Source organism: Pelodictyon clathratiforme, from assembly GCF_982375515.1.
The window spans coordinates 2,832,494-2,855,250 of the sequence record NZ_OZ455102.1; the positions used below are offsets into that span (position 1 = coordinate 2,832,494).

The following is a 22,757-nucleotide window of genomic DNA, read 5'->3' on the forward strand; positions in this document are numbered from 1 at the left end:
TCAAGCATGAGCAAACCTGAACATCAACACATTAAGGCACTCAAGTTTCTTCTCATAGCCCCGAAAGGGAAAAAAGATTCTAAATCAAACCAGAAGCCATTATTCAATATGGCGATAGGGGTACTTGTAAGTATTACGCCTCCGCAACACAATATTGAAATTGTTGATGAGCATTTTGGCGATCCGATCAATTATGACGGTGATTACGATTTTGTCGGCATAACATCACGAACCATTGATGCAACAAGAGGCTATGAAATTGCCGATACGTTTCGAAAAAAAGGAACAAAAGTTATCCTTGGCGGCCTGCATGTTTCGTTCAATATAGAAGAGGCAAAAGTCCATGCCGACACCCTCGTCTGCGGCGAAGCCGAAAATCTCTGGCTGACTCTCCTTGAAGATATTGCACTCAACCGCTTAAAACCTCTCTACGATTCCAAAGACTTTGCACCGGTAAAAGAGGTACTGGCGCTTGACTATGAAAAAATTGCCAAAGCATCAAAACGTGAAAAAGTAGACGGTACAAAATCTATCCCGATTTATGTTACCCGCGGCTGTCCCTATGAGTGTTCATTCTGCGTCACCCCTAATTTTACCGGAAAGCTTTACCGGATGCAGAAACCCGACGAGCTTAAAAAACAGTTTGAAACTGCCAAAAAAGTTTTTTTTAACGCAAACGGGAAATCATCGAAACCATGGTTCATGCTTTGTGATGAAAACCTGGGCGTCAGCAAAAAAAAGCTCTGGGAATCTCTCGACCTCATTAAAGAGTGTAATATCAACTTCAGCGTTTTCTTCAGCCTCCCCCTCCTTGAAGACAAGGAAACGGTAAAAAAGCTTGTAGAAGCAGGGTGCATCATGGTGCTGGTTGGATTCGAATCCATCAAACAGAGTACCCTTGAAGCCTATAATAAAGGTCACGTCAATTCAGCGGAGAAATATTCCCGTCTGATTGAAGAGTGCCGCCAGGCAGGCCTGAATGTCCAGGGAAATTTCCTGATTAATCCGGAGCTCGACAGTTTCGAAAACATGGATGACCTTGTTCGGTTTGTCGGTAAAAACAATGTTTTCATGCCGATTTTCCAGATTATTACTCCCTACCCAGGCACAACAATGTACTGGGAGTACAAGAAAAATGGATGGATAACTGATGAAAATTGGGAGAAATACAATGCGATGAATCTTGTCATCCGCTCTGATAGATACGACCCCATAAAGTTCCAGCACAAATTCATGACAAGCTATTACAAGGTCTATTCGTTGAAAAACATTGCCAACCGAGTGAGGCGAAACCCCTACAAACTGTTAAACCTTGTCACCAGTCTGGCTTTTAGAAAAAACATCCGTGAGCAACTCGATACATTCGAAAAGGAACATAACATCAGAAGCAAATAACACATTGATCAGAAGTCTCATTTCGTAAAAAAACAAGCTGTTGATTTTCAACTTGTTGTACGATAAACGCAAAAATTCATCACCATTAAACGGCTTAAACCGTTCCTGTTGCAGCAAATGAAGACCGGGCAGGTTCTCTGCCACTGAAACAGCTTTTTCATTCCAGTAACGTGTAAATTTTCTTAACTACATAGCATTTTATTATGGACGCCAACGAGTTGCTGAAGCAAAACCACAGAGCCAACGAACTTATTTTTAAAGGTCTTGTAGAGTTCGGCTGTTTTAAGGCGGCTCTTGAACTTGATCTTTTTACTCTACTTGCTGATGAGGCAAAAAATGTAGAAACACTTGCAGCCAGCGCTGGTGCAATTCCTCAACGCCTCATCATGCTACTTGAGGCACTACGACAGATCGGAGTTACCGCAGAAACGGGTGGCAAATGGAGCCTCACCCCTTTTGCTCAAAAAATGTTTCTCCCGAACCACGAAAACCAGAACCTGTACATGATCCCTGTGGCCAAAGCCATGGCAAACCTTTCAGAAAATTTTTATCTGCAGATAGCTGATGCCGTCAGAGGAAACATGAATTTCAAGGGCGAAGTTGCCTACCCTCCTGTAACACGGGAAGACAATTTATATTTTGAGGAAATTCATCGCAGTAATGCCTATTTCGCCATCATGCTGCTGCTCGAAGAGGCTGATCTGGAAACAGCAAAAAAACTTGTAGATGTTGGTGGTGGTATTGGTGATATTTCAGCAGCACTTCTGAAAAAGTTCCCTCAGCTCCATTCTACCATTCTTAACCTGCCTGGCGCAGTGGAATTGGTGAATGAAAATGCTGTTGAAAAAGGAGTTGACAATCGCCTGAAAGGTGCAGCCGTTGATATTTACAAAGACGCTTATCCGGAAGCAGATGCAATCATGTTCTGCAGAATCCTTTATTCTGCAAATGAACAGTTAACCACGATGCTCTGCAAAAAAGCTTATGACGCTCTTACTCCTGGCGGAAAGGTACTCATCCTCGACATGATCATTGATGATCCGGAAAATCCGAACTTTGACTATCTGAGCCACTATATCCTTGGCGCCGGCATGCCGTTTTCAGTACTCGGCTTCAAGCAGCAAAGTGCCTACAAGGAGATTCTTGAATCACTCGGTTTCCGCGATATCCGCACGGTCAGAAAGTATGGCCACCTCTTGTGCGAAGCAGTAAAAGCATTGTAAAAGTCACCAGGCGGCCAATCTCTGGAGAGAGGCCGCTTTCTTTACTATGCAGCGCAAACCACCTCACTTCATCTCTCTCTCCAAAGAATCCCTATACTTTTTCTGTGATGCAGATCGTTCCTTTCCAACACCTCTTTTTCTATTTGCTCTGCAATTGAAAATATTTTAACTTGTTGAAAACGCACGACAAGTGCATGGTCAATATTTATTCAACAACTTTTTTTTCAATAACCTCAAAACAAAACACACCATGTCAAACGGAACAAACATTGACGTATCAGGCGCTATCAACAGCATTGTTGATACAGCAGGAAAAATCGTTCAGCTCCAGATGAATTTCATGAACGACAGCCTTAAAGTTCATGCGGATGCTATTGGGCCTCTTGCAAAAAGCGCAACTGATCTGATCGGCAGCGTTGCAAATACTGCTACACAGGTCTTGCAGAGTGTTTCATCTGCTATTGCCCCGAAAAAGTAAGAACTCTTTTTTTTGAAAAAGCACCTTATACCTTTGGTACAAGGTGCTTTTTTGCTTTCCGCAAAGGACTTTTCGAAACTGCTGTATGACCATCCAGAAAAATATTGCAACTCTTTTCAGTACCTGCTGCAGCAAGCCTCTTTCCATCACAAAAATACAGGGTGATGCTTCAAGCCGTCAGTATTTCAGGGTTACCGGCACCACTGAATCTTCTGTCGCCTGTTACGATCCTGCACTGAACCCATCATCAGCCGATACCTACCCTTTTCTGGTACTGCACGCTCTGTTAGCCCGACACGCAATTCCTGTTCCGGCTATAATGGCCATCAATGCCGAAACAAACATCATGCTTCTTGAGGACTGCGGCGACTTTCTCTTGCAAAATCTTTTCAATAGCTCATTACAACACACACTACCTGACCGGTACAGGGATATTATCGATATTCTGATACAACTTCAGTCAATAAGAGGCCACAACAACCAGATCCCCTTCAGCATCTGTTTTGATAAAAAAAAACTCATGCTTGAATTTGATTTCTTTATCCAGTATGGCCTGCTGGACTATTTTGCAGCAATATTCGATCAGCAGTTAATCGGAAGATTACGATATGAATTTGAAGCCATCGCGGAACTCCTTGTCAAGCCACAGCACTTCGTTCTTAACCACCGGGATTTTCACAGCCGGAATATTCTTATTCATCAGAATAAACCGATTATTATTGACTTTCAGGACGCCCGCATGGGTCTGCCACAGTATGACGCCGTTTCCCTGATAAAAGACTCCTATGTACAGCTCTCACCCTCATTGACAGAAGAATTGAAAGCCTATCACTATCATGCACTCTGCAACAATGAACTGACCACTATGAGCTTCGATGAATACCTTTTTTATTTCGATATTATGGCCTTTCAACGGAACATCAAGGCTACAGGTACCTTTTGTTATCAAACAAGAACAGGAAAAAGCGGCCTGTTTGAACACTCCATAGAACCGACATTGGCCTATCTGCATGAATATATTGAAGCAAGAACTGAATTGAAACGAGCAGGAGAACTCCTGCAGACTATCCTGAAAGGTACAACCCGATGAAAGCCTTCGTTCTGGCCGCAGGACTCGGTACTCGCCTGAGTCCCCTGACCGATCATACCCCGAAACCACTAATCCCCATTCTCAATATTCCCAGCCTTTTTTATTCTGTTTATCTCCTGAAACAGGCGGGAATCAGAGAGATTATTTGCAATATCCACCATCATGGCGATACTGTCAGGCAGTTTATTGAATCAAGCAATTTGACTGGACTGAACATCACGTTTTCAGAAGAGCCAATCATTCTCGGGACAGGGGGCGGCCTGAAAAAATGTGAAAAGCTCCTTGATGATGGTGATTTTATTCTGGTCAACAGCGATATTATTTCTGATATTGATTTCAGTGCACTCATCAAACAGCATCAGGTAATGGGACGTGCAGGCACCCTTACCCTGTTTGAGACACCGGAAGCCATTGCGATAGGATATGTGGGTGTTGAAGGAGGGCTTGTTAAAGACTTCAGGAACCTGCGTAAAACAGCTCTTCTCTCCTCGTTCATCTACACTGGAGTTGCAATTCTCAGTCCAGCAATTTTTCGCTATCTGAAAGCGGAATTTTCAGGGATTGTCGATACAGGGTTTACAGGACTTATTGATAACGGAGGATTAAGCTATTACCAGCACAAGGGTCTCTGGATGGATATTGGAACCATGCATAGCTACTGGCTCGCAAATATTAACCGAAACTTGATCATGAACAATCTGGCTCTGCCAATGAAGCAGACAATTGGCATCGCTCCACATGCGATCGCTCCGGATGCGATCATCAGCCCGGAAGCCAGCATCTCATGCTCAATTGTCGGCAAGGGATGCTCCATCGGCGCAGGGTGCACCATTACAAATTCGGTACTCCTGCCAGGAGTAGCCATCAAACCCGGAAAGACCATTATCAATACCATTGCTGACCCTTACAGCAGCATAATCATGGAAAATCCAACACAAACCAGAAAAAAAAGATGGTAGCAACAGGACTGGAGATCCTGCTCAGAAAAAGTGAGCATTTTCAAAACAGAAACATTGGACTTATCGTCAATCAGAGCTCTGTAACCCCTGATTTGAAATACTCATGGAATGCATTGAGGGAGAGGGGTATTCATGTCAGAAAAATTTTTTCTCCTGAACACGGACTCTTCGCTACCGAGCAGGATCAGATAGCCGTAACCTGCCAGCCGGAAATTGGATGTGAGGTGATCAGCCTCTACAGAGATACTGCAGCATCACTTCTTCCCGATAAACGAGTACTCGACAATCTTGACCTTATCCTTTTCGACATTCAGGACGTCGGTTCCCGTTACTACACGTATATCAACACCCTTGCACTATTCATGGAAGCCGTATCCGGCATGGATCTTGAGATCATTGTACTCGACCGTCCAAATCCCCTTGGGGGATCCCTTGTTGAAGGACCTCTGCTCGACCCCTCATTCCGATCATTTGTCGGCATTTTTCCAATACCGGTTCGGCATGGCATGACTGTCGGCGAACTGGCTCTTCTTTACCGTGATATCAAGAAACTTGACATCAATCTGCACGTCATCAAAATGGATGGGTGGCAACGCTCCATGCTTTTCCCGGAAACGGGTCTGCCCTGGATTCCTCCTTCACCGAACATGCCCACTTTTGCAACAGCCGAGGTTTATCCCGGCATGTGCCTGCTTGAGGGAATGAACATTTCTGAAGGAAGAGGAACAACAACCCCCTTTCAGCTTTTCGGTGCGCCCTTTATAAAACCGGACGACCTCGCTGAACGCTGCCGAAAGTTCGGGCTCGAAGGAGTTATCTTTCACCCGGTATGGTTCAAACCGACTTTTCACAAGTTCTCTGGAGAGGTCATCGGCGGCATCTGGCTGCATGTGACCGATCATGGCCGCTTCCGCTCCTTCGCCACCGGAGTTGCCATAACTGCTGCGCTCCAGGAACTCTATCCTGAACACCTGCAATTTTTGAAAGGCGTATATGAATTCAACAACACCATACCAGCCTTCGATCTTCTGGCTGGAAACTCCAGCATCCGGACGTCCATACTGAGTGGCAGTGACATCAACATCACTCTTGCGTCATGGCTGAAAAACGAAACTGCATTTTCAGAACTGAAATCAAGCTTTCATCTCTACGAGCCATGACCGAAAACAACCCTTCAGCACCAAACGCACTGAAACAACTTACAAACCGGTCTACTACTATCGAATTTTATGCAGTTGCTTGACATTGCCATCGTCGTCATCTTTCTGGCTGGTAATATCCTTTTCGGACTCCTGCAAGGAAAAGGGAACAAAAATACCAGCGACTATTTTCTCGGAGGCCACAAACTGCCCTGGATTGTCGCCATGCTTTCGATTGTCGCAACAGAAACCTCTGTACTTACCTTTGTCAGTGTACCAGGACTTGCCTATCGGGGTGACTGGTCCTTTCTGCAGTTACCCCTTGGCTATATCGTCGGAAGAATCCTTGTAAGCTCCCTGCTCCTGCCAATATATTTCAAAGAGGGCGTCACCTCCATTTATGAAATAATCGGTTCAAGATTTGGTTCTGGCATGCAAAAACTGGCATCAGTCGTTTTCCTGGTAACGAGAATCCTCGGTGATGGAGTCAGGTTTCTGGCAACAGGAGTCGTCGTGCAAGCGGTAACGGGTTGGTCTTTACCCCTCTCCATTATCATTATTGGAGCGGTAACTCTGATCTATACCATTTCAGGCGGACTGAAAACGGTCGTCTGGCTCGACAGCGTCCAATTCGGTCTCTATTTTTTAGGTGGTGTCATTACCATTGTCTTCATTCTGCTTCGCCTTGATGAACCACTTCTGCATATTTTTTCAACACTCGCCGATGCCGGAAAACTGCATATTTTCAATATGAGCAACGACATGCTTGTCAATCCCATGGCTTTCGGCAGTGCATTTTTCGGCGGCATTTTTCTCTCACTTGCCTCCCATGGGGTCGATTTCATGATGGTACAGCGAGTCCTTGGTTGCAGTAATCTGGGTGAAGCAAAAAAAGCACTGATCGGAAGCGGCATTTTCGTCTTTATCCAGTTTACCATTTTCCTGCTGGCTGGCTCACTCATCTACCTCTTCATGGAGGGCATTACCATTGAAAAAGACCGTGAATTCGCATCCTTTATTGTCAACTACCTGCCATCTGGCCTGAAAGGACTTCTGCTTGCGGGAATCCTTTCAGCCGCAATGTCGACCATTGCCTCCTCAATAAACTCCCTTGCAGCATCGACCGTTACCGATATCCTCGGAGGAAGAATCTCACTGAAGGGATCGCGCCTTATCAGCCTCGGATGGGCTGCCGTGCTGATCGGTATAGCTCTTCTTTTCGATGAAAGCGACAAATCGATCATCCTTGTTGGCCTTGAAATCGCATCCTTTACCTACGGCGGACTGCTGGGACTTTTTCTGTTATCAAAAAGCAAACGGGACTTTCATCCTGCAAGCCTTGGCATTGGTCTCGTTGCCAGTATGAGCATTGTTTTTCTCCTGAAATATCTGGGACTCGCATGGACCTGGTACATCACGGTTTCCGTTTTGGTAAATTTACTGGTCACAACAGGAATCGATATGACCATTTTCAAAAACAAGCTGAACGAAAAGCAAAAAACAGGATAGAAACAAGATACATGAGGATTCTGAGCGGCGCGTGACGCTGCAATCGGATCTCGTAACAAAGAAATAAAAAGCCCATTAGCAAGAAAAACAGCTATCTTTGACAGTGAAAAGAGGGAACTTGAGTACCCGCAACGGAAAAACAACAACAGATCACGCAAGCATTCCTCACTCGTGAGAATTCTTCAGGATGCCTTGCCTGTTAACCGACCGATGGCGATATCAGTCAGCAACAGCAATGATTGATATCGACCGTGAAATGAACCCAATCCTCCAAGAGGGCTGGAAATGCAACACACCATGGAAAAAGAGAGACCAGAATTGGACATCGATCGGGAGCAACTGCGAAGAGAGAATGCCGAACTCAGAAAAAAGCTTCACGACCTTGAAGAGAGAGCCACCTCCCTTGACACATCAAACCGCACACTCCAGATGGTGGTGGAAGGGACAAAAGCTGGATACTGGGACTGGAATATCAAAACAGGAGAGCTCGAAATCAATGCGGAGTGGGCCTCTCTGATTGGCTACAGCCTCGATGAGCTGCAACCGATATCGATCAACACCTGGATGCGACTCTGTCATCCGGATGATCAGCCTCTTTCCCGGCAACGACTTGAAGAACATTTTTCCGGAAAAACAACGGTTTATGAAATAGAGCTCCGGATGCGTCATAAACTTGGACACTGGGTCTGGATACTTGACCGGGGAATGGTCTTCGAACGTGACACAGATGGTAATCCTCTGCGCATGGTTGGCTCCCATCAGGATATCAGTACACGAAAAAATATTGAACAGGCACTTTCACACGCCCAGACTTTCGAGCGTATCGTAACAGACCTCTCCAATCAGTTCATCAACCTGCCCTTCGAGCATATTGATGCGATGATCTATAACACGCTGCAGCTTATCGGTAACTTTGTCGAAGCCGACCGAAGCTATGTTTTCCAGTTCCGTGATGATCTTCGCTTGATGGACAACACCCATGAATGGTGTGCCTATGAGGTTAAGCCACAACTCGAATCACTTAAAGGAATTGAAACCATTGGCTTCCCCTGGTGGATGGAGCAGATCAGGAACAACCGGATCATTCATCTTCCCCGGATCGCTGATATGGAAGTGGAGGCGTCAGCCGAAAAAAAGATCTTTGAGGCCCAACAGATCAAGTCGCTGATTGTCATTCCTCTTGTCGCAGGGTCATACCCTTTCGGCTATATTGGTTTTGATGCCGTAAAAGAGGAACGGGAATGGATGCCGGAAACCATTTCCATCCTGAAGCTTGCTGGCGGAATCATTGCAAATGCACTGCAACGCAAGCAAGTTGAGCACTTTATCCAGGCAGAACTTGATCTTGCCATTAAACTCAATCAATCATCGTCTGTCCACGAAACCCTCCGAACCTGCCTCCATGCTGCTATTCAAGCTTCCGGGCTGGATTGCGGAGGCATTTACCTGGTCAACAAACTTGACGAAACCATCACTCTTTCCATTCATGAAGGATTGCCGCAATCATTTATCAATAATTCAGCATCATACAGCTTCGAATCCCAGAATGCCCAGTTGATCCTGAAGGGAAAACCGATATACCACAAGTTCTATGATCTTGACCTTGCAAAAAAGAAAATACACCGGAACGAACAACTGAAGGCTATCGCCATCCTCCCGATCACCTACCGGGGAGAGGTTCTTGCCTGCCTCAATGTCGCTTCCCACACTCTGACACAGGTCCCTGAATTTTCCCGGAAAGGGCTTGAAACCATTACCGCACATATCGGTTCAGCCATCATGCAGGCTCGACAGGAGGAGGCAATTGCTGAAGCAAAAAGCAACCTTGAGTCACTCTTTGATACCATTGATGATCTCCTCTTCATTATCAACACGGAGGGCAATGTTATTCATACCAATGCCGCTGTCCGAAAAAAACTTGGCTACTCAGCAGAAACCATCCTCGACAAACATGTGCTTCATTTTCACCCCGAAGAGCAGTGGGAGATCGTAAAACGCAATATTGAAGGAATGCTTGCTGGTGACAAGAGCTCCTGTCTTGTCCCCTTACAGACAAAATCGGGAACACTGTTACCCGTCGAAACCAAAATCACAAAAGGCATCTGGAACAACAAACCCGTTCTGTTTGGAATAAGCCGCGACTTTTCTGAGCGGATACTCTCCGAAAAGAGCTTGCGAGAGAGTGAAAAGCGATTCAGGGAGCTGACCGAACTTCTTCCCCTTACGCTCTTTGAAACGGATATAAGAGGCGCGGTAACCTATGCCAATGCCAAAAGCCTCGAGGTTTTCGGCTACACCCCCGATATCACCCAAAAAAGAGTGTTCGCCATCAATTTTTGTGTTCCGCAGGATGCGAAAAAAGCATTGCTCCATTTGGACGCAATAAAAAAAGGGCAGAGTATTTCCGAAGAATATACCGCACTCCGACAAGATGGCAGCACCTTTCCGGCACAGGTCTACAGTTTACCAATCATTCATAACGGTCTGGTCAAGGGCATTCGGGGACTGGTCGTCGACCTTACCGAACTGAAAAAAGCGGAACAAGCCCTGAGAACCAGTGAGGTTCAAAAAAGGATCGTCCAGGAATTCAAGGCCCTCATCGACAATATTCCCGGGGCTGTCTATCAAACCAATGAAGAGAGCAAAACGACAATGCTCTCGATGATGGGTGATATTCTGCTGGATTATACCAAAGAGGAGTTTGAACATGAACTGTTTGAAACCGGCAGAATAATCCATCCTGAAGAGCGGGATACGGTCTCGACATCAAACCTCCAACTCAGGTTGGCCAAAACATCTCAGGCCCTTTTTTACCGTATTCTCATGAAAAACGGTTCAGTCAAGTGGCTCGAAGACCGAAAAACGTCCGTTTTTTCACCCGACGGCACATTCACAGGAATTGACGGCATTTTGTTTGATGTCACGGAACGTGTCACAGCACAAAAGGAGCACCAGATGCTCGAAGCAAATCTCCGCAGAACCCAGCGTCTTGAAACCATAGGAACACTCGCCGGCGGTATTGCGCATGATTTCAATAATATCCTGACACCGATCCTCGGCTATGCCGAAATGGGCATACTCAGCCCGAGTAATGATGATTTCCAGCAGGAATACTTCAGTGAAATTATTAAGGCTGCAGAACGTGCCAAAAATCTTGTAGCACAAATCCTGACATTCAGCATGGCCCAGGAAAGCACTCCGAATATTGTCAGCGTTCAGGAAATTATTGATGAAGCATTGAAACTTCTCCGTCCATCAATACCCTCAACAATCACCATCGAAAAAGAGGTTGATAACTCCTGCCGCAATATCCTTGCCGATCCCTCGCAAATCCATCAGGTCATTGTCAATCTCTGCATCAATGCATTTCAGGCAATGGAAAAATCAGGCGGTTTGCTCACCATTAAACTCGAAGAGGTCACTCCCGAAACCAGCCTGCAAAAACTGCTCCCGAAACTTCAAGCGGAAAACTATGTAAGGCTCAGCATTTCCGATACAGGAACAGGGATGGATGAAAGCACCCTGGAACGAATATTCGAACCCTTCTTTACCACAAAAACGGTTAACAAAGGGACTGGTCTCGGACTTTCCGTTGTCCATGGCATCATCACAAGCTTTAAAGGGGAGATTACTGTTGAAAGCTGTGCAGAAAAAGGAACCACCTTCAATATTTATCTTCCTGTCATCAATGAAGAAGCCCCTCCACTACCCATTGCTGATTGCTGTACAAAAGGATATGGCCACATTCTTTTTGTTGATGACGAGCCGACAGTACTCAAGATGATGACCATGATGATCGCGAAACTTGGATTCAAAATACAATCAGTGAGCTCGCCCCTGCAAGCGATTGAACTGTTTCGGAAGAACCCGGAACAATTCGACCTCTTGATCACCGACCTGACCATGCCAGAGATGACAGGCGTTGAACTTGCCGATGAACTGCACCTGAAAAACCCGAAACTGCCGGTGATACTGATGACCGGGTATGAAAAAGATATTGAGCACACCTCTCATCTCAACCATCACGGGATTTGCAAATTCCTCAAAAAGCCGGTCAAGCTCATAGAGTTAGCCTCAACAATCAATGACGTAATTTTTGGAACAAACACTTAATCTTCTTCCTTATGAAAATTCTTGTTATCGACGATGACGCGGCTGTAAGAAAATTTATCAGCATGATTCTGCAGAGAAAAAAACATACCGTCATCGAGGCTGATAACGGCAAAAGCGGCCTGTTGCTTCTGCAGGAAAACCCGGACGTCTCTGTTATGATCACCGACCTCATTATGCCCGAAAAAGAGGGTATTGAAACCATTATTGAAGTACGGCAACACTACCCATCTATAAAAATCGTAGCCATCTCGGGTGGAGGAAAAGTCAGCCCTGAAAACTACCTCGTCATAGCCGACGCCCTCGGGGCAAACACCACCCTGAAAAAGCCATTCAGCGGTCAGGAACTGATGCATGCCATCGAAAACCTGTAAAAAACTCCTTTTGAACAGAGCCAAGGTCCTGAACAATCTACTCTGGAAGCAGATCATAGTATTGTTCAAGACCTGACTGCTCTTCCTCAATATCATTGACCACTTCAAAAGTTTTATTTTTGGCTCTCTCAACCCATAGAGCGACGACAAGAAGCTCGGCAACGTCAGAGCGATTAATCCAGCCACTCCATAATCGGTCGCCGGTATCGACATGCAGTTTGTGATGCAAGGGTTCGCCATCCTTCAAACCACCGGGCCTGACAATGGTATAGGAGAGACCTGGTCTTGAAAAAACCGACCGGAGATGCTCTTCAGCTTCCCATTTTTTCAGCAACACTCCAGCGAAAAGATTCAGCGGATGGTACCACCTGGTAACAGCAAGAGAACTGACAAGTCCAAAATGGCTCACTCCCGCTTTCGAAGCTTCATCAACAAGCCTCTTCACCCCATCCCGATCCACATCGGCTGGCGACGACTCACCAGAATAGGAGCTGGAACCAAGCGCCGAGATAACCGCATCGCACCCCTTGACCGCAAGCGCAATATCGGACACAGACTGAATCTTGCCAGTAATAATTTCAACATGCTCACCAAACAAACGAAAAGCTTTATCGCGCTCCCTTGAAAAGACTCTTACCGGAACACCGTAATACAGGAGCCTCTTTACCACCCACTGACCGCACTTCCCCGTAGCCCCAACAACGAGCACTTTTCCATTATACACTTTATTACGTTCCATTATACTCCATTCAGAAGATTGAAAACAACTCATGGTTCAAGAATGCATGAGTATCTAAACCCTGAATGATTGCAATTAAGTTTCTCGACGAAGCGGGAATTTCATTACTTTCAAGAATAAGGAGTCGTTAGCCCGGCAAAAGGAGGCGGGTTCGTTTCTATGCCAACAATCATCCACACCGTCATGAAACAAAATCCCATCGTCATGGTTTCGCTTTTTATAGCGTCTTGCCTCACCGTGAATCGCACGGCCTCCGCTTACGATCAGGAGAGCTTCAGTACGCTGAAAAAAGGGGTTTCGGCCTGGAATTCCATGCGTCTTGCCAACCCCGAAGGAGCGTTCGACCTCGAAGAGGCGGAACTTGAAGATCTCGACCTGACTGGTGTGAACCTCGGCAAAACCGTGTTAATCAGGGTAAAACTCAACGGATCAAAACTTGACATGGCTGACCTGAAAGGAGCAAACCTGACAATGGCCCTGATAAAAAAAGCAAATCTCAGAAAGAGTGACTTTACAGGAAGCTCTCTTACTGGAGCAAATCTTCAGGGATCCTTCATGAAAGGTGCTGTGTTGCGGGAAGCCAACCTTGAGGGAGCAAATTTGAGATGGGCTATGCTTGAAAATGGTGACCTTAACAGGGCGAACCTGACTGGCGCCACTCTTTTCGAAGCGAATCTTGCGGGTGCAGACCTGAAAGGTGCAAATCTGAAAAATGCGCATTTCCTTGAACAAGCCAATCTCAACGGGGCTACGCTATCAAACAATACCATCCTGCCCTCAGGGAAAAAAGCCACAGCAAGCTGGAGTGCACTACACAATGCATCATTCGTCAGGGAACAGGAAAACGAGGCAATGACCTACAAAACACCACTCCTTGCAGAAAAGAACACAATCACCAAAACAGGCGCAAAAAACATAACGGAAAACAGAAAACAGCCTGCAACTGCTGCCCGAACCCGTGTTGAACAAAGCTCTTTTCAAAACACCAACATGGCTGGTGCCGATTTCCATAAAGCCGATCTCCACAAAGCGGAGATGAAGTCTGCAAAGCTGCAGGGAGCTGATCTTCAAGGAGCAAACCTTGACCGTGCATTTCTGAAAGGGGCTGATCTCAGCAACAGTAATCTTTCGAACGCATTACTTTACGGAGCGAAACTCGGCAATGCCAATCTGAGTGGGGCAAATCTCGAAGGAGCATCACTTTTTGAAGCGGATCTTGAAGGCGCGAATCTTGAAGGCGCAAACCTGAAAGGTGCAAACATTATGGACGCAAATTTCAACAATGCTACCCTGTCGTCAGAGACCATTCTTCCTTCAGGACAACAGGCAACACCAAACTGGGCCGCACGTCAAGGATGCCGGTTTGTGCATAAGAGCCAAAAATAATCAGGCCCAGGCACCCCGGAAGCATCACCCGAGCGAGACGGTCATCAATGCACAACAGATGCGGTCAACCCACAAAGCGCTTGCGATAGAGAAGATGCTGAAGCAGATGAGCTTTACTGATATTGGGGTCACTGGCCTGCAGCTTGTTTTTTTTGCCTGTCCGGGTAACGACATCAAGCGTGCCGTCCTCATTAACCTTATCGACTTTCCAGAACTTGTCTACCACATAGTGATACTCCTCACCGTGCTCAAGAGGAAAAACCTGCTTAGCCCTGGGGCCCGGACAAAATGAGCTTTTAGGCTTATGATAGATAATCTTGTCTCCGGCTCTGAACTGTGCCATCTTGACCTCCTTTCCGATTGTATGATCGAACGTTATTGGTTCGCTGTTGCCTATTCCGATTAATACAAATAAAAAAAGGATAAACAAATTTTTTTCAGAAAACGCCGAAAACAATAACATCCTCTCAATTACAAGGAAAACAGGTAAACCGGAAAAAAACTAACTGCCTGACTTTCTCAAAATCATGGTATACTCTCTTAAATCTGACATCGGTTTACACTTTATGTAGAGGCACCACTCCACAAGCATATACTTGCCTTCGCCGGTTTTAAATCTTGAATGAAACGTTACAATATCATCTTCCTGCCGTTGTCGGTGTAATGAACTCTGCACAAGCACATAGTCTTCAGGATGAATCAAAGAGGCCAATCCAACCTCTGACAACGCATTGGCTTCATAGCCTAAAAAAGTTTCAATCGATCCGGTCATATCAACCAGGCGTTCTGCATGATCAATAACTGCATAAGCCTCTATGACCGGTTTAAAGCGATCACTCTCACCACCAACATTGAGATGAACCTGCCTGAACAAATTATCGATATCCATCCGGGAGCGGGAAAAAGCCAGTGCATTGCTCAGCGGAGCCAAAGGATAATCTTTGACATGACCACTCTGCAACCATTGGATATCTGCCCCATCATTTCTAAGACGCTCAAGCATTTTTTTACCGGGCCGACACTTTCCCTGAAGATAGGGAGTCATCTGTGCCGGATATTTTATCCCGACGGCCTTGCAAAAAGAGTTGATGGAACCATGTTTCTGGAGAATATATTCCCGAAGCCGTTGACTGAATCCTGAATTTGACGACATATGAAAAATGCTGTTCGTTAATCAATAAAGTTGTACGAAATGAAAAAAGCTGCCCATCATATGCTCACGGACCAATGGATGTAAAATACAAAACTATATAGCACATATACTACAGCCTTTTAACACATGAACTTCTCCTGTGCGACATTTTTGCACCGTCCCGCTTTCAGGTACGCTTTTTTCCGGGAATATTGAAAAACAGACTCGTGAGTACAGGAATAACAAATATGGCAACCGTCACTCCAGAGGTAATGATGTCGGCATATGGCCCCTCCATAAACCTCATAACAGCCATTTCCGGATAGTAATGCTCTATCACTGAAAATGAGAGTTTGATACCAAGCAAACCGATAACCACAAACGCACAGGTTTCGAGAAACGGGTACCTCTCCATGAGCCCAACAAAGCCCTGGGCAACAAAACGCATAGCCAGAATACCAATAAAAACACCGACACAGATCAGTATAAGATTGTCGGTAAAAGCCACAGCAGCAAAAATATTATCTATCGAAAATGCAAGATCCATCATTTCGATAAGAAGAACCGTCGACCAAAATGCCCCCAATCGGCCTGAGGTCAATTGATACAACCAGTTACTCTGCTTGTTGAAATAATCATCATCTTTACTTGGGGTTTTTTTACCTTTCAGCCAGGCCCAGACAAGATAGAGCAGATAGAGACCTCCGAGAGGCTTTAACCACCAGATTTGCACCAGAAAAGCGGCAAAAAAAAGGCAGAGCCCCCTGAATACATAGGCTCCGATAATACCATATTTCAACGCAGCAGCCCGTTTTTTCGCTGGCAAATCCATAACCATAGTGGCAAGCACAGCCGCATTATCGACAGAGAGAAGACTTTCGATAATGATTAAATTGCTAACAACAAGCAGTGATGAGAGTGGATTATCAAAAATATGTTGCAGAAAATCAGTCATGAATTTATTCTATACTGTTCGTCATCTCCGTAAACGTCAAACACGCCCCATCACTACGCCCTGATTCAAATCTGAACCAGAACACCGATCTCAATCACCTGACCTGGAGGAAGATCGTAATACGCCGTTGCACTGAGAGCATTAAGCGACATCAACGCAAAAAGTTTTTTGCGCCACAAAATCATTTTCGACTTGAGGCCGGTAACAATTTTCTCCCGACTCAGGAAAAAGCTGATTGCCTCTGGCCTGAAAGAGAGCCCCTGACGATTTGCAAGCGAGATGACCTGATGAATATTCGGATACTCAAGAAATCCGTACCGTGCAACCACTTTAAAAACGCCATTACCAAGTTTGGTCACTTCTACCTTGCGACCGTCTGGAACCCTCGGCACCCGTTCCGTGCTGAAATGGAACAAAGCCACTTCCGAATGCATGATCTTGTTGTGACGCAGGTTGTGCAGCATGGCAACGGGAACAACGTCAGGATTGGCTGTAAGATAGACCGCCTGCCCCTGTACCCGGTGCGGCTGCTGCAGCGAAAGACTTTGCAGAAACTCATCAATCGTCAGGGTACGATCCTTCAATTGTTGGAGCAGTAGGCTGCGTCCCTGCTTCCAGGTAAGCATGAGCGTAAAGATAAACAGTCCGATTGCCAACGGAAACCATGCCCCCTGAAACAACTTTGTCGCACTTGCCCCAAAGAAAGAAAGATCAATGATGGCAAAAAAGCCGATCAGAACATTAAGGGCAATCTTGTTCCACTTCCAGAGATCCCTTGCAACATAATAGAACAGAATCGTGGAGATAAGCATCGTTGCCGTAACAGCCACACCATAAGCTGCAGCAAGCTTGCTGGATGAACCAAAGCCCGCAACAAGACTAATAGTAGCAACCATTAACGACCAGTTTGCCGCAGGAACATAAATCTGTCCAATATGTTTATCGGATGTATGCGTCACCGTCAGACGAGGCAGATAACCAAGTTGCATTGCCTGCTGGGTCAACGAAAAAACGCCCGTGATCAGGGCCTGAGATGCAATAATCGTTGCCGAGGTTGAGAGCACCACCATAGGAATCATTGCCCAGGAAGGCACCAGACCATAAAAAGGATGATGAGACTGCTCTGGAAAAGCGAGCAGCAAAGCCCCCTGCCCGAAATAGTTCAGGAGCAATGCAGGAAGCACCAGCAAGACCCAGGTCAACCGGATAGGCCGTTTACCGAAATGTCCCATATCGGCATAGAGTGCTTCAGCTCCCGTAACAGAGAGAAACACTGCACCCAAAACCATAAAACCCTGAAGATGATTGCTCAAAAGAAAAGAGATTCCATACCAGGGCAGGATAGCCTGCAATATCTGCGGATAGCGGATAATTTCAGCAAGGCCGAGTAAACCGATAACCACAAACCAGACAAAAATAATTGGCCCAAAAAGAGCCCCAACTCTTGCTGTTCCATGATGCTGAAAGAAAAAAAGAGCAACAAGAACAGCAATGGTAACCGGTATGACCAGCTCCCTGAATGCAGGCGCAATGATCTGCACTCCCTCCACCGCACTAAGAACCGATATGGCGGGAGTAATCATGCCGTCGCCATAGAGCAAAGCAGCTCCGAACAATCCGATAACAACCAATAACCAGCGTTCATAACCCTGTTTCTTGCTTTGCATGATGATCAGTGCGGTAAGAGCAAGAATCCCGCCCTCACCATCATTATCAGCTTTCATGATAAAGGTCAGATATTTCAGGCTGACAATCAAAAGAAGAGCCCATACAAGCAGAGAAAGAACACCAAGAACATTTACCTGTGTGATTGGAATACCATACTCACCATGAAAACATTCCCGAACAGCATAAAGAGGACTGGTACCAATATCACCAAAAACCACCCCGAGAGCACCAAGAGAGAGCCCGGCAAGCCGTTTTATGCCTGACAGCCCTGACTGGTTACGTAAATCAGGCTCTTCAGCTATTTTTGACATAATCAACCAGGAAAATGAATAAATGTATTGACCCTATAATTGTATTGACAACAAGAAAATTGCTCCGGATAATATAGATAATAAGTACAAAATCAAATAAAGCTACCGAAGGAGACAAAAACAGCCCACAAGACACACGCCAGAAAGAAGCGTGAATCGGTAAAAAAAGAACCCCGGAACCTGTTTCAGAATAACGTAATGAATGATTATTCACAATAAAGAATCAGTGCTGCAATTAAAACACTCCATTCGTTTTAGAACCAGAGCAATGACTCCCCGACAAAACAGGCCAATATCACGACATTAATGCACGACTTAGCGTAAAAGCCCTTTCAAAACAAGGCGTTATGCGGATATTTTCCACTTTGATATATTTTCCTTACATTGAACGGTACAGAACAATTGAATGATCGAGCAACTTTCATTCATTTCTATCCATTCCCATTGAGCACATGGGTTAATGGTAAGCGAATTTAAACCGTAAGCGTATGAATCATGAAAACCATTTTTTCCCTATTTCATTTGCAGCAATCCTGATTGTTGTAGCCCTGTCAGCAACGTTGATGACCTTTCCTGTTTTGGGCAAAAACACACAATATAGCCTTGAAAACAACTCTTCCGGGGATGCACTCCAGTCGGTTGCCACTTCAAAAAAGGGCGCATACAGACAGCACAAGGCACACGTTCCTGTTACCGAAGGCAAAGCATCCTTTTACGCAAACCAGTTTCACGGTCGCAAAACAGCAAACGGCGAAACCTTCAATATGAACCAACTGACTGCCGCACATCCATCACTTCCATTTGGTACCTGGGTAAGGGTAACCAATCTGCGAAATAGAAAGGAGGTCATCGTACGCATCAACGACCGGGGGCCATATGTCAAAGGGAGAGTCATTGATTTATCCATAGGCGCAGCGAAAAAGATCGGACTCTTAAAATCCGGAATCACAAAAGTTAAACTCGAGGCACTCGGTTCAGGCCAATCAACTCTTGCTGAAAGCTGAGAGAACGCACAAATTCAGGTAGCTGTTTTTTGTGCGCATCAATGAGCGCGGGTGCCCACACCTGCGGGAGAGAAATATTGATATTAGCCATTCCTTTGACCAGCACGCTCTTTTCCTTCAGGAAAAAAATCTCTTCTTCATAAAGAAAAAGAGCGTACTCGCAAGAAGAGAGGGGAATACGGAATGAAGAGATGTACTCCTTAGTTTTTTCAATGCACAACGCTCAATGGCTCATGACAAACTTGTTGAGATGATCAAAAAAAGCACGCGCTTCAAGAACACCAACAATCCGGCTATCGGCAATCTCATTGCCCTTCGTATCAAAAAAGATCATTCCGGGAGGACCGAAAAGGCCAAAACGCTTCATCAAGGCGCGGTCATCCTCACTATTGGCGGTAACATTAACCTGCAGCAGCGTCAGATTGCCAAGCTGCTCGATAACCTTGGGATCATGAAAGGTAAAGCGATCCATCTCCTTGCAGGCGACACACCAGTCGGCATAAAAATCGAGCATAACCGGCTTTTTCGCTGAAAGCAGAGCCTGATCAAGCTCTGCAACTGTCCGGATTCGGGTAAAACCAACACTCTTCTCCTCTCCTGAACTTGCCGACGAAGCGCCTTGCAACTGCGAAAGTGGCTCAAGAACATTGGTGCCACCTGCAGCAGCCCCTACAATTTCGAGTAACCCGATAACAAAAAGTACCAGACCAAACGTTTTACCGAAACGGTCAGCGATTGTTGGTTTTGCGCTTGACGCATCAAAAAGACCAAGAAAAACCGAACAGAGCAGAGCAAAAGCACCCCAGAAAAGCATAACCGCAGAAGCGGGAAGAATCGGCGAAACCATCCAGATGGCAACAGCAATCAACAAAAGCCCGAACACATATTTCACACCAATCATCCATGCACCAGCCTTGGGAAGCAAGCTACCAGCAGACAACCCGACAAGTAAAAGAGGAACACTCATCCCCATCGCCATCGAAAAGAGCGCCAGGCCACCCAGAAGCACGTCACGAGTCTGACTGATATAGACAAGGGTACCGGCAAGAGGCGCGGCAACACAAGGACCAACAATAAGCGCCGACAAGGCACCCATAAAAAAGACCCCGACAAAACGTCCCCTTTTTAAACCACCAGATGCCTTGCCCAGCTTACTTTGCAAAGAAACCGGCAACTGTAACTGATAGACGTCAAACATCGACAGAGAGAGCAGAACAAGAAGCAGCGCAAACATCACCAAAACCCATGGCTTCTGCAAAGCGCCAGCAAGCCCCTCTCCCGCAAGACCGGCAGCAACACCAAGCGATGTATAGACTAATGCCATCCCGAGGCAATAGGCAAGAGCCATCAGAAAACTGCGGCGACGTGTAACATCTCCCTCACCAACAATAATGGAAGAGAGAATGGGCACCATCGGCAGAACACAAGGAGTAAACGACAACAGCAACCCAAACGCAAGAAATGCAAGAGCAATTTTCCATAAACTGCCACCAGCAAGCGTAGCCGTTGCAAGAGAGAGATCATTGTCTTTGATGCTTGCCTTTGCCGATGCGCTCGCAGCGCTCTGAGCTGCAGGAGCCGAATCAACGGTATTCCGGGTATCGGCGCTGCCATTATCAACAGGATCAGCAACAGCCTCCTCACCAGCGAGTGACAGCAGACCCGGTCGGGCCGGATCAACCTTAAAAAGCTTTGTTATTGGAGGATAACAGAGGCCATCCTCAGCACAACCCTGGTAGACAACATTCAGCACAAACGGCCCGTCAGCCTTGACAAGAGGCACCTCAACATGCAGCATATCATGATAAATAGCAATCTTCTCATTGGTTGAAGGATCTGTTATCATGATCGCTTTCGGCAAAAGAGGAGCCTTCAGCTCAGCTTTGCCGCTTTCAACACTAACGGCAACTTGATCTCGATACAACTTGTAGCCTTTTGCAATATCCCAGTGCAACACAACTGAACGGGCACTGTTCAACTCAGCCGTAATCCTGAACGCCTGCTCAGGATCAAGAAACTCCGCCGCAAAAACGGTACTCACCCTGAGGAAAAGTACCAGAAAAAGCCCAAGAATAGCCACAGTACGCCTGAGAGCATAATGGCTCATTTTTGTTTTTCGCATAAGAAAAAAGTTATTGATGTTACGCCAAAAATTGTACTACGTATTTTTATAATATATCTTTCCCGACTGGTCAACCGCCAGATATCCCATCCCGGTATCTTCGAGAAAGGCTAATGCATCACTCTCTTTGAGCATTGATCGCGTTCTTGGCCTGACAGCAAAACCATGTCGAAATTCCATCAAACCCTTATCCCCGAAGAAATTATTGCCACTCTGTTCTATCGTTTCAACCAGGCACTTGATCACCAGTGTATCTTCGCTAAAACAGGCAAGATCGTTGATGCCGGTTTTGTCGAAGCAAGCCGTCATCGTAATACCCGTGAGGAAAAAAAAGAGGTAAAAGCCAGCAGTGGAACATCACGACCTACTCCGTAACCGATGCTGCGATTCATGATTGCCGGGAACTTGAAACCCTGATCGATCGTCATGACACTGGCCAGAAACTCTATGCGGATAGCGCCTATATCGATAAGGACGAAAGCATCGACTGGTGTGGCATTATCATGAAAAAGCCTCCAAAAATCATCCTTGAACCGATGAACAGAAAGCTTCCAATCGCCTTAACTCACAGTCCAGAGCGAGAGTTGAGCACCCCTTCTGCTTCATAACCAACAGCATTGATGCCTTGCCTGTTCCTGCGATCGGCATCTTCAGGGCAGCCACAAAAATTGGCTTGACGCATTTGACCTGCAACAGGATGCGTTGCGTAAAGCTGAAAAAAGTTTATACCGAAACATGACAGCCTCAAGAATAGCTATTAAAACCCTAAAGCACAATTAATGCCAGCTTAAAAAGTACTTAAAAAAACAGAATATCTTTCCCATCGGCTCCTACAAAAAAAAGAGGCACCAATTGCAACTGACACCTCTTTTACTCTTTATAACCTGTATAGGCCGTGAAGCCTGCCAAGACAGAAATTTTGAGTAAAAAATGGCACTACTCGTGGTTTTGGACAGGACTGATGACGCAAATGTTCAAAGATTGCCAGACATGTTGAGAGAATCCGATGGTACGGTTATGCCATAGCAAATGCACACCGATCTTTGTTTTCCTGAAAACAGCCAGAACTGGTTTGCACGAAAACGGTGACAGGAGGTACGCTCACGCTGCAGCAATCATTTTATTGTACCAGAATCGCTTGTGATGTTGCCAGCATTAAAATC

At 45.8% G+C, this 22,757-nt stretch carries 19 protein-coding genes; 12 read left to right on the forward strand and 7 right to left on the reverse strand.

Translation table 11 applies throughout. The features are described 5' to 3' along the window. Window positions 1–6 precede the first annotated feature (6 nt). The 9 genes from AC56AD_RS13895 to AC56AD_RS13935 all read left to right on the forward strand — a co-directional run bounded on the left by AC56AD_RS13895 (window position 7) and on the right by AC56AD_RS13935 (window position 12,277). The gene (locus tag AC56AD_RS13895; RefSeq protein ID WP_012509377.1) at window positions 7–1,395 is read left to right on the forward strand and encodes a B12-binding domain-containing radical SAM protein; all 1,389 of its coding nucleotides are present in this window, start codon (window positions 7–9) and stop codon (window positions 1,393–1,395) included. A 203-nt stretch (window positions 1,396–1,598) separates the two neighbouring features. Beyond that, window positions 1,599–2,618, forward strand: a complete 1,020-nt coding sequence (gene bchU, locus AC56AD_RS13900) for a bacteriochlorophyllide d C-20 methyltransferase BchU (RefSeq protein WP_012509378.1) — start codon at window positions 1,599–1,601, stop codon at window positions 2,616–2,618. A 250-nt stretch (window positions 2,619–2,868) separates the two neighbouring features. Next, entirely contained in the window at window positions 2,869–3,096 is a 228-nt protein-coding gene (locus AC56AD_RS13905) for a hypothetical protein (RefSeq protein WP_012509379.1), read from the forward strand. An 85-nt stretch (window positions 3,097–3,181) separates the two neighbouring features. Then, on the forward strand, window positions 3,182–4,186 hold the full coding sequence (locus tag AC56AD_RS13910; RefSeq protein WP_012509380.1) for an aminoglycoside phosphotransferase family protein: 1,005 nt from the start codon (window positions 3,182–3,184) through the stop codon (window positions 4,184–4,186). After that, entirely contained in the window at window positions 4,183–5,145 is a 963-nt protein-coding gene (locus AC56AD_RS13915) for a sugar phosphate nucleotidyltransferase (RefSeq protein WP_012509381.1), read from the forward strand. Before AC56AD_RS13910 ends, AC56AD_RS13915 begins: the two co-directional genes overlap by 4 nt. Next, window positions 5,139–6,305 carry an exo-beta-N-acetylmuramidase NamZ family protein gene (locus AC56AD_RS13920; protein WP_012509382.1) on the forward strand — a complete coding sequence of 389 codons (1,167 nt, stop codon included), beginning with the start codon at window positions 5,139–5,141 and terminating at the stop codon, window positions 6,303–6,305. The genes AC56AD_RS13915 and AC56AD_RS13920 overlap by 7 nt, the downstream gene beginning before the upstream one ends. Window positions 6,306–6,374: 69 nt before the next feature. After that, window positions 6,375–7,793 (forward strand): sodium:solute symporter, encoded by a 1,419-nt coding sequence (locus tag AC56AD_RS13925; RefSeq protein ID WP_012509383.1) that lies wholly within the window; start codon window positions 6,375–6,377, stop codon window positions 7,791–7,793. Window positions 7,794–8,078: 285 nt separating this feature from the next. Further along, window positions 8,079–11,906, forward strand: coding sequence for a PAS domain S-box protein (locus tag AC56AD_RS13930; RefSeq protein WP_012509384.1), 3,828 nt, complete (start codon window positions 8,079–8,081; stop codon window positions 11,904–11,906). A gap of 11 nt (window positions 11,907–11,917) precedes the next feature. After that, window positions 11,918–12,277: a response regulator gene (locus AC56AD_RS13935; protein ID WP_012509385.1), complete on the forward strand. Its 360-nt coding sequence runs from the start codon at window positions 11,918–11,920 to the stop codon at window positions 12,275–12,277. A 37-nt stretch (window positions 12,278–12,314) separates the two neighbouring features. Here the strand turns inward: AC56AD_RS13935 and AC56AD_RS13940 are convergent, their stop codons facing one another. After that, a complete protein-coding gene (locus AC56AD_RS13940; protein ID WP_012509386.1) occupies window positions 12,315–13,016 on the reverse strand; it encodes an SDR family oxidoreductase in 702 nt (233 codons plus the stop codon). A 159-nt stretch (window positions 13,017–13,175) separates the two neighbouring features. Between AC56AD_RS13940 and AC56AD_RS13945 the strand changes: the two genes are divergently transcribed. Further along, complete coding sequence (locus AC56AD_RS13945; RefSeq protein ID WP_012509387.1) at window positions 13,176–14,402, forward strand: pentapeptide repeat-containing protein; 1,227 nt, start codon at window positions 13,176–13,178, stop codon at window positions 14,400–14,402. Between the two features lie 64 nt (window positions 14,403–14,466). On the opposite strand, the gene AC56AD_RS13950 is transcribed toward AC56AD_RS13945, so the two are convergent. From AC56AD_RS13950 to AC56AD_RS13965, 4 genes are all read right to left on the reverse strand, one after another. Beyond that, window positions 14,467–14,745 carry a hypothetical protein gene (locus AC56AD_RS13950; RefSeq protein ID WP_012509388.1) on the reverse strand — a complete coding sequence of 93 codons (279 nt, stop codon included), beginning with the start codon at window positions 14,743–14,745 and terminating at the stop codon, window positions 14,467–14,469. Window positions 14,746–14,904: 159 nt separating this feature from the next. Next, window positions 14,905–15,555 (reverse strand): PAS domain-containing protein, encoded by a 651-nt coding sequence (locus tag AC56AD_RS13955; RefSeq protein WP_012509389.1) that lies wholly within the window; start codon window positions 15,553–15,555, stop codon window positions 14,905–14,907. Between the two features lie 166 nt (window positions 15,556–15,721). Next, window positions 15,722–16,489, reverse strand: coding sequence for a DUF475 domain-containing protein (locus AC56AD_RS13960; RefSeq protein WP_012509390.1), 768 nt, complete (start codon window positions 16,487–16,489; stop codon window positions 15,722–15,724). Between the two features lie 65 nt (window positions 16,490–16,554). Further along, window positions 16,555–18,468 carry a potassium transporter Kup gene (locus AC56AD_RS13965; RefSeq protein ID WP_012509391.1) on the reverse strand — a complete coding sequence of 638 codons (1,914 nt, stop codon included), beginning with the start codon at window positions 18,466–18,468 and terminating at the stop codon, window positions 16,555–16,557. 488 nt (window positions 18,469–18,956) lie between these two features. Between AC56AD_RS13965 and AC56AD_RS13970 the strand changes: the two genes are divergently transcribed. Next, window positions 18,957–19,472 (forward strand): septal ring lytic transglycosylase RlpA family protein, encoded by a 516-nt coding sequence (locus AC56AD_RS13970; RefSeq protein WP_012509392.1) that lies wholly within the window; start codon window positions 18,957–18,959, stop codon window positions 19,470–19,472. Between the two features lie 223 nt (window positions 19,473–19,695). On the opposite strand, the gene dsbD is transcribed toward AC56AD_RS13970, so the two are convergent. Together dsbD and AC56AD_RS13980 are read right to left on the reverse strand one after the other, a co-directional pair. Continuing rightward, on the reverse strand, window positions 19,696–21,594 hold the full coding sequence (gene dsbD, locus AC56AD_RS13975; protein ID WP_012509393.1) for a protein-disulfide reductase DsbD: 1,899 nt from the start codon (window positions 21,592–21,594) through the stop codon (window positions 19,696–19,698). 36 nt (window positions 21,595–21,630) lie between these two features. Continuing rightward, window positions 21,631–21,774, reverse strand: coding sequence for a hypothetical protein (locus AC56AD_RS13980; RefSeq protein WP_190274004.1), 144 nt, complete (start codon window positions 21,772–21,774; stop codon window positions 21,631–21,633). Here AC56AD_RS13980 and AC56AD_RS13985 point away from each other — a divergent pair. Continuing rightward, window positions 21,760–21,969, forward strand: coding sequence for a hypothetical protein (locus AC56AD_RS13985; protein WP_049759940.1), 210 nt, complete (start codon window positions 21,760–21,762; stop codon window positions 21,967–21,969). The two genes, AC56AD_RS13980 and AC56AD_RS13985, sit on opposite strands and share 15 nt — an antisense overlap. Window positions 21,970–22,757: the final 788 nt, after the last annotated feature.

What these genes read in the sequence shown, in the direction of transcription:
- AC56AD_RS13905 (WP_012509379.1), top strand. Translation starts at nt 2,869, where the DNA reads ATGTCAAACGGAACAAACATTGACGTATCAGGCGCTATCAACAGCATT.
- AC56AD_RS13895 (WP_012509377.1), top strand. Translation starts at nt 7, where the DNA reads ATGAGCAAACCTGAACATCAACACATTAAGGCACTCAAGTTTCTTCTC.
- AC56AD_RS13935 (WP_012509385.1), top strand. Translation starts at nt 11,918, where the DNA reads ATGAAAATTCTTGTTATCGACGATGACGCGGCTGTAAGAAAATTTATC.
- AC56AD_RS13970 (WP_012509392.1), top strand. Translation starts at nt 18,957, where the DNA reads ATGAATCATGAAAACCATTTTTTCCCTATTTCATTTGCAGCAATCCTG.
- AC56AD_RS13910 (WP_012509380.1), top strand. Translation starts at nt 3,182, where the DNA reads ATGACCATCCAGAAAAATATTGCAACTCTTTTCAGTACCTGCTGCAGC.
- AC56AD_RS13950 (WP_012509388.1), bottom strand. Translation starts at nt 14,745, where the DNA reads ATGGCACAGTTCAGAGCCGGAGACAAGATTATCTATCATAAGCCTAAA.
- AC56AD_RS13960 (WP_012509390.1), bottom strand. Translation starts at nt 16,489, where the DNA reads ATGACTGATTTTCTGCAACATATTTTTGATAATCCACTCTCATCACTG.
- AC56AD_RS13915 (WP_012509381.1), top strand. Translation starts at nt 4,183, where the DNA reads ATGAAAGCCTTCGTTCTGGCCGCAGGACTCGGTACTCGCCTGAGTCCC.
- AC56AD_RS13980 (WP_190274004.1), bottom strand. Translation starts at nt 21,774, where the DNA reads ATGGAATTTCGACATGGTTTTGCTGTCAGGCCAAGAACGCGATCAATG.
- dsbD (WP_012509393.1), bottom strand. Translation starts at nt 21,594, where the DNA reads ATGCGAAAAACAAAAATGAGCCATTATGCTCTCAGGCGTACTGTGGCT.
- AC56AD_RS13955 (WP_012509389.1), bottom strand. Translation starts at nt 15,555, where the DNA reads ATGTCGTCAAATTCAGGATTCAGTCAACGGCTTCGGGAATATATTCTC.
- bchU (WP_012509378.1), top strand. Translation starts at nt 1,599, where the DNA reads ATGGACGCCAACGAGTTGCTGAAGCAAAACCACAGAGCCAACGAACTT.
- AC56AD_RS13940 (WP_012509386.1), bottom strand. Translation starts at nt 13,016, where the DNA reads ATGGAACGTAATAAAGTGTATAATGGAAAAGTGCTCGTTGTTGGGGCT.
- AC56AD_RS13930 (WP_012509384.1), top strand. Translation starts at nt 8,079, where the DNA reads ATGCAACACACCATGGAAAAAGAGAGACCAGAATTGGACATCGATCGG.
- AC56AD_RS13920 (WP_012509382.1), top strand. Translation starts at nt 5,139, where the DNA reads ATGGTAGCAACAGGACTGGAGATCCTGCTCAGAAAAAGTGAGCATTTT.
- AC56AD_RS13965 (WP_012509391.1), bottom strand. Translation starts at nt 18,468, where the DNA reads ATGTCAAAAATAGCTGAAGAGCCTGATTTACGTAACCAGTCAGGGCTG.
- AC56AD_RS13945 (WP_012509387.1), top strand. Translation starts at nt 13,176, where the DNA reads ATGCCAACAATCATCCACACCGTCATGAAACAAAATCCCATCGTCATG.
- AC56AD_RS13985 (WP_049759940.1), top strand. Translation starts at nt 21,760, where the DNA reads ATGTCGAAATTCCATCAAACCCTTATCCCCGAAGAAATTATTGCCACT.
- AC56AD_RS13925 (WP_012509383.1), top strand. Translation starts at nt 6,375, where the DNA reads ATGCAGTTGCTTGACATTGCCATCGTCGTCATCTTTCTGGCTGGTAAT.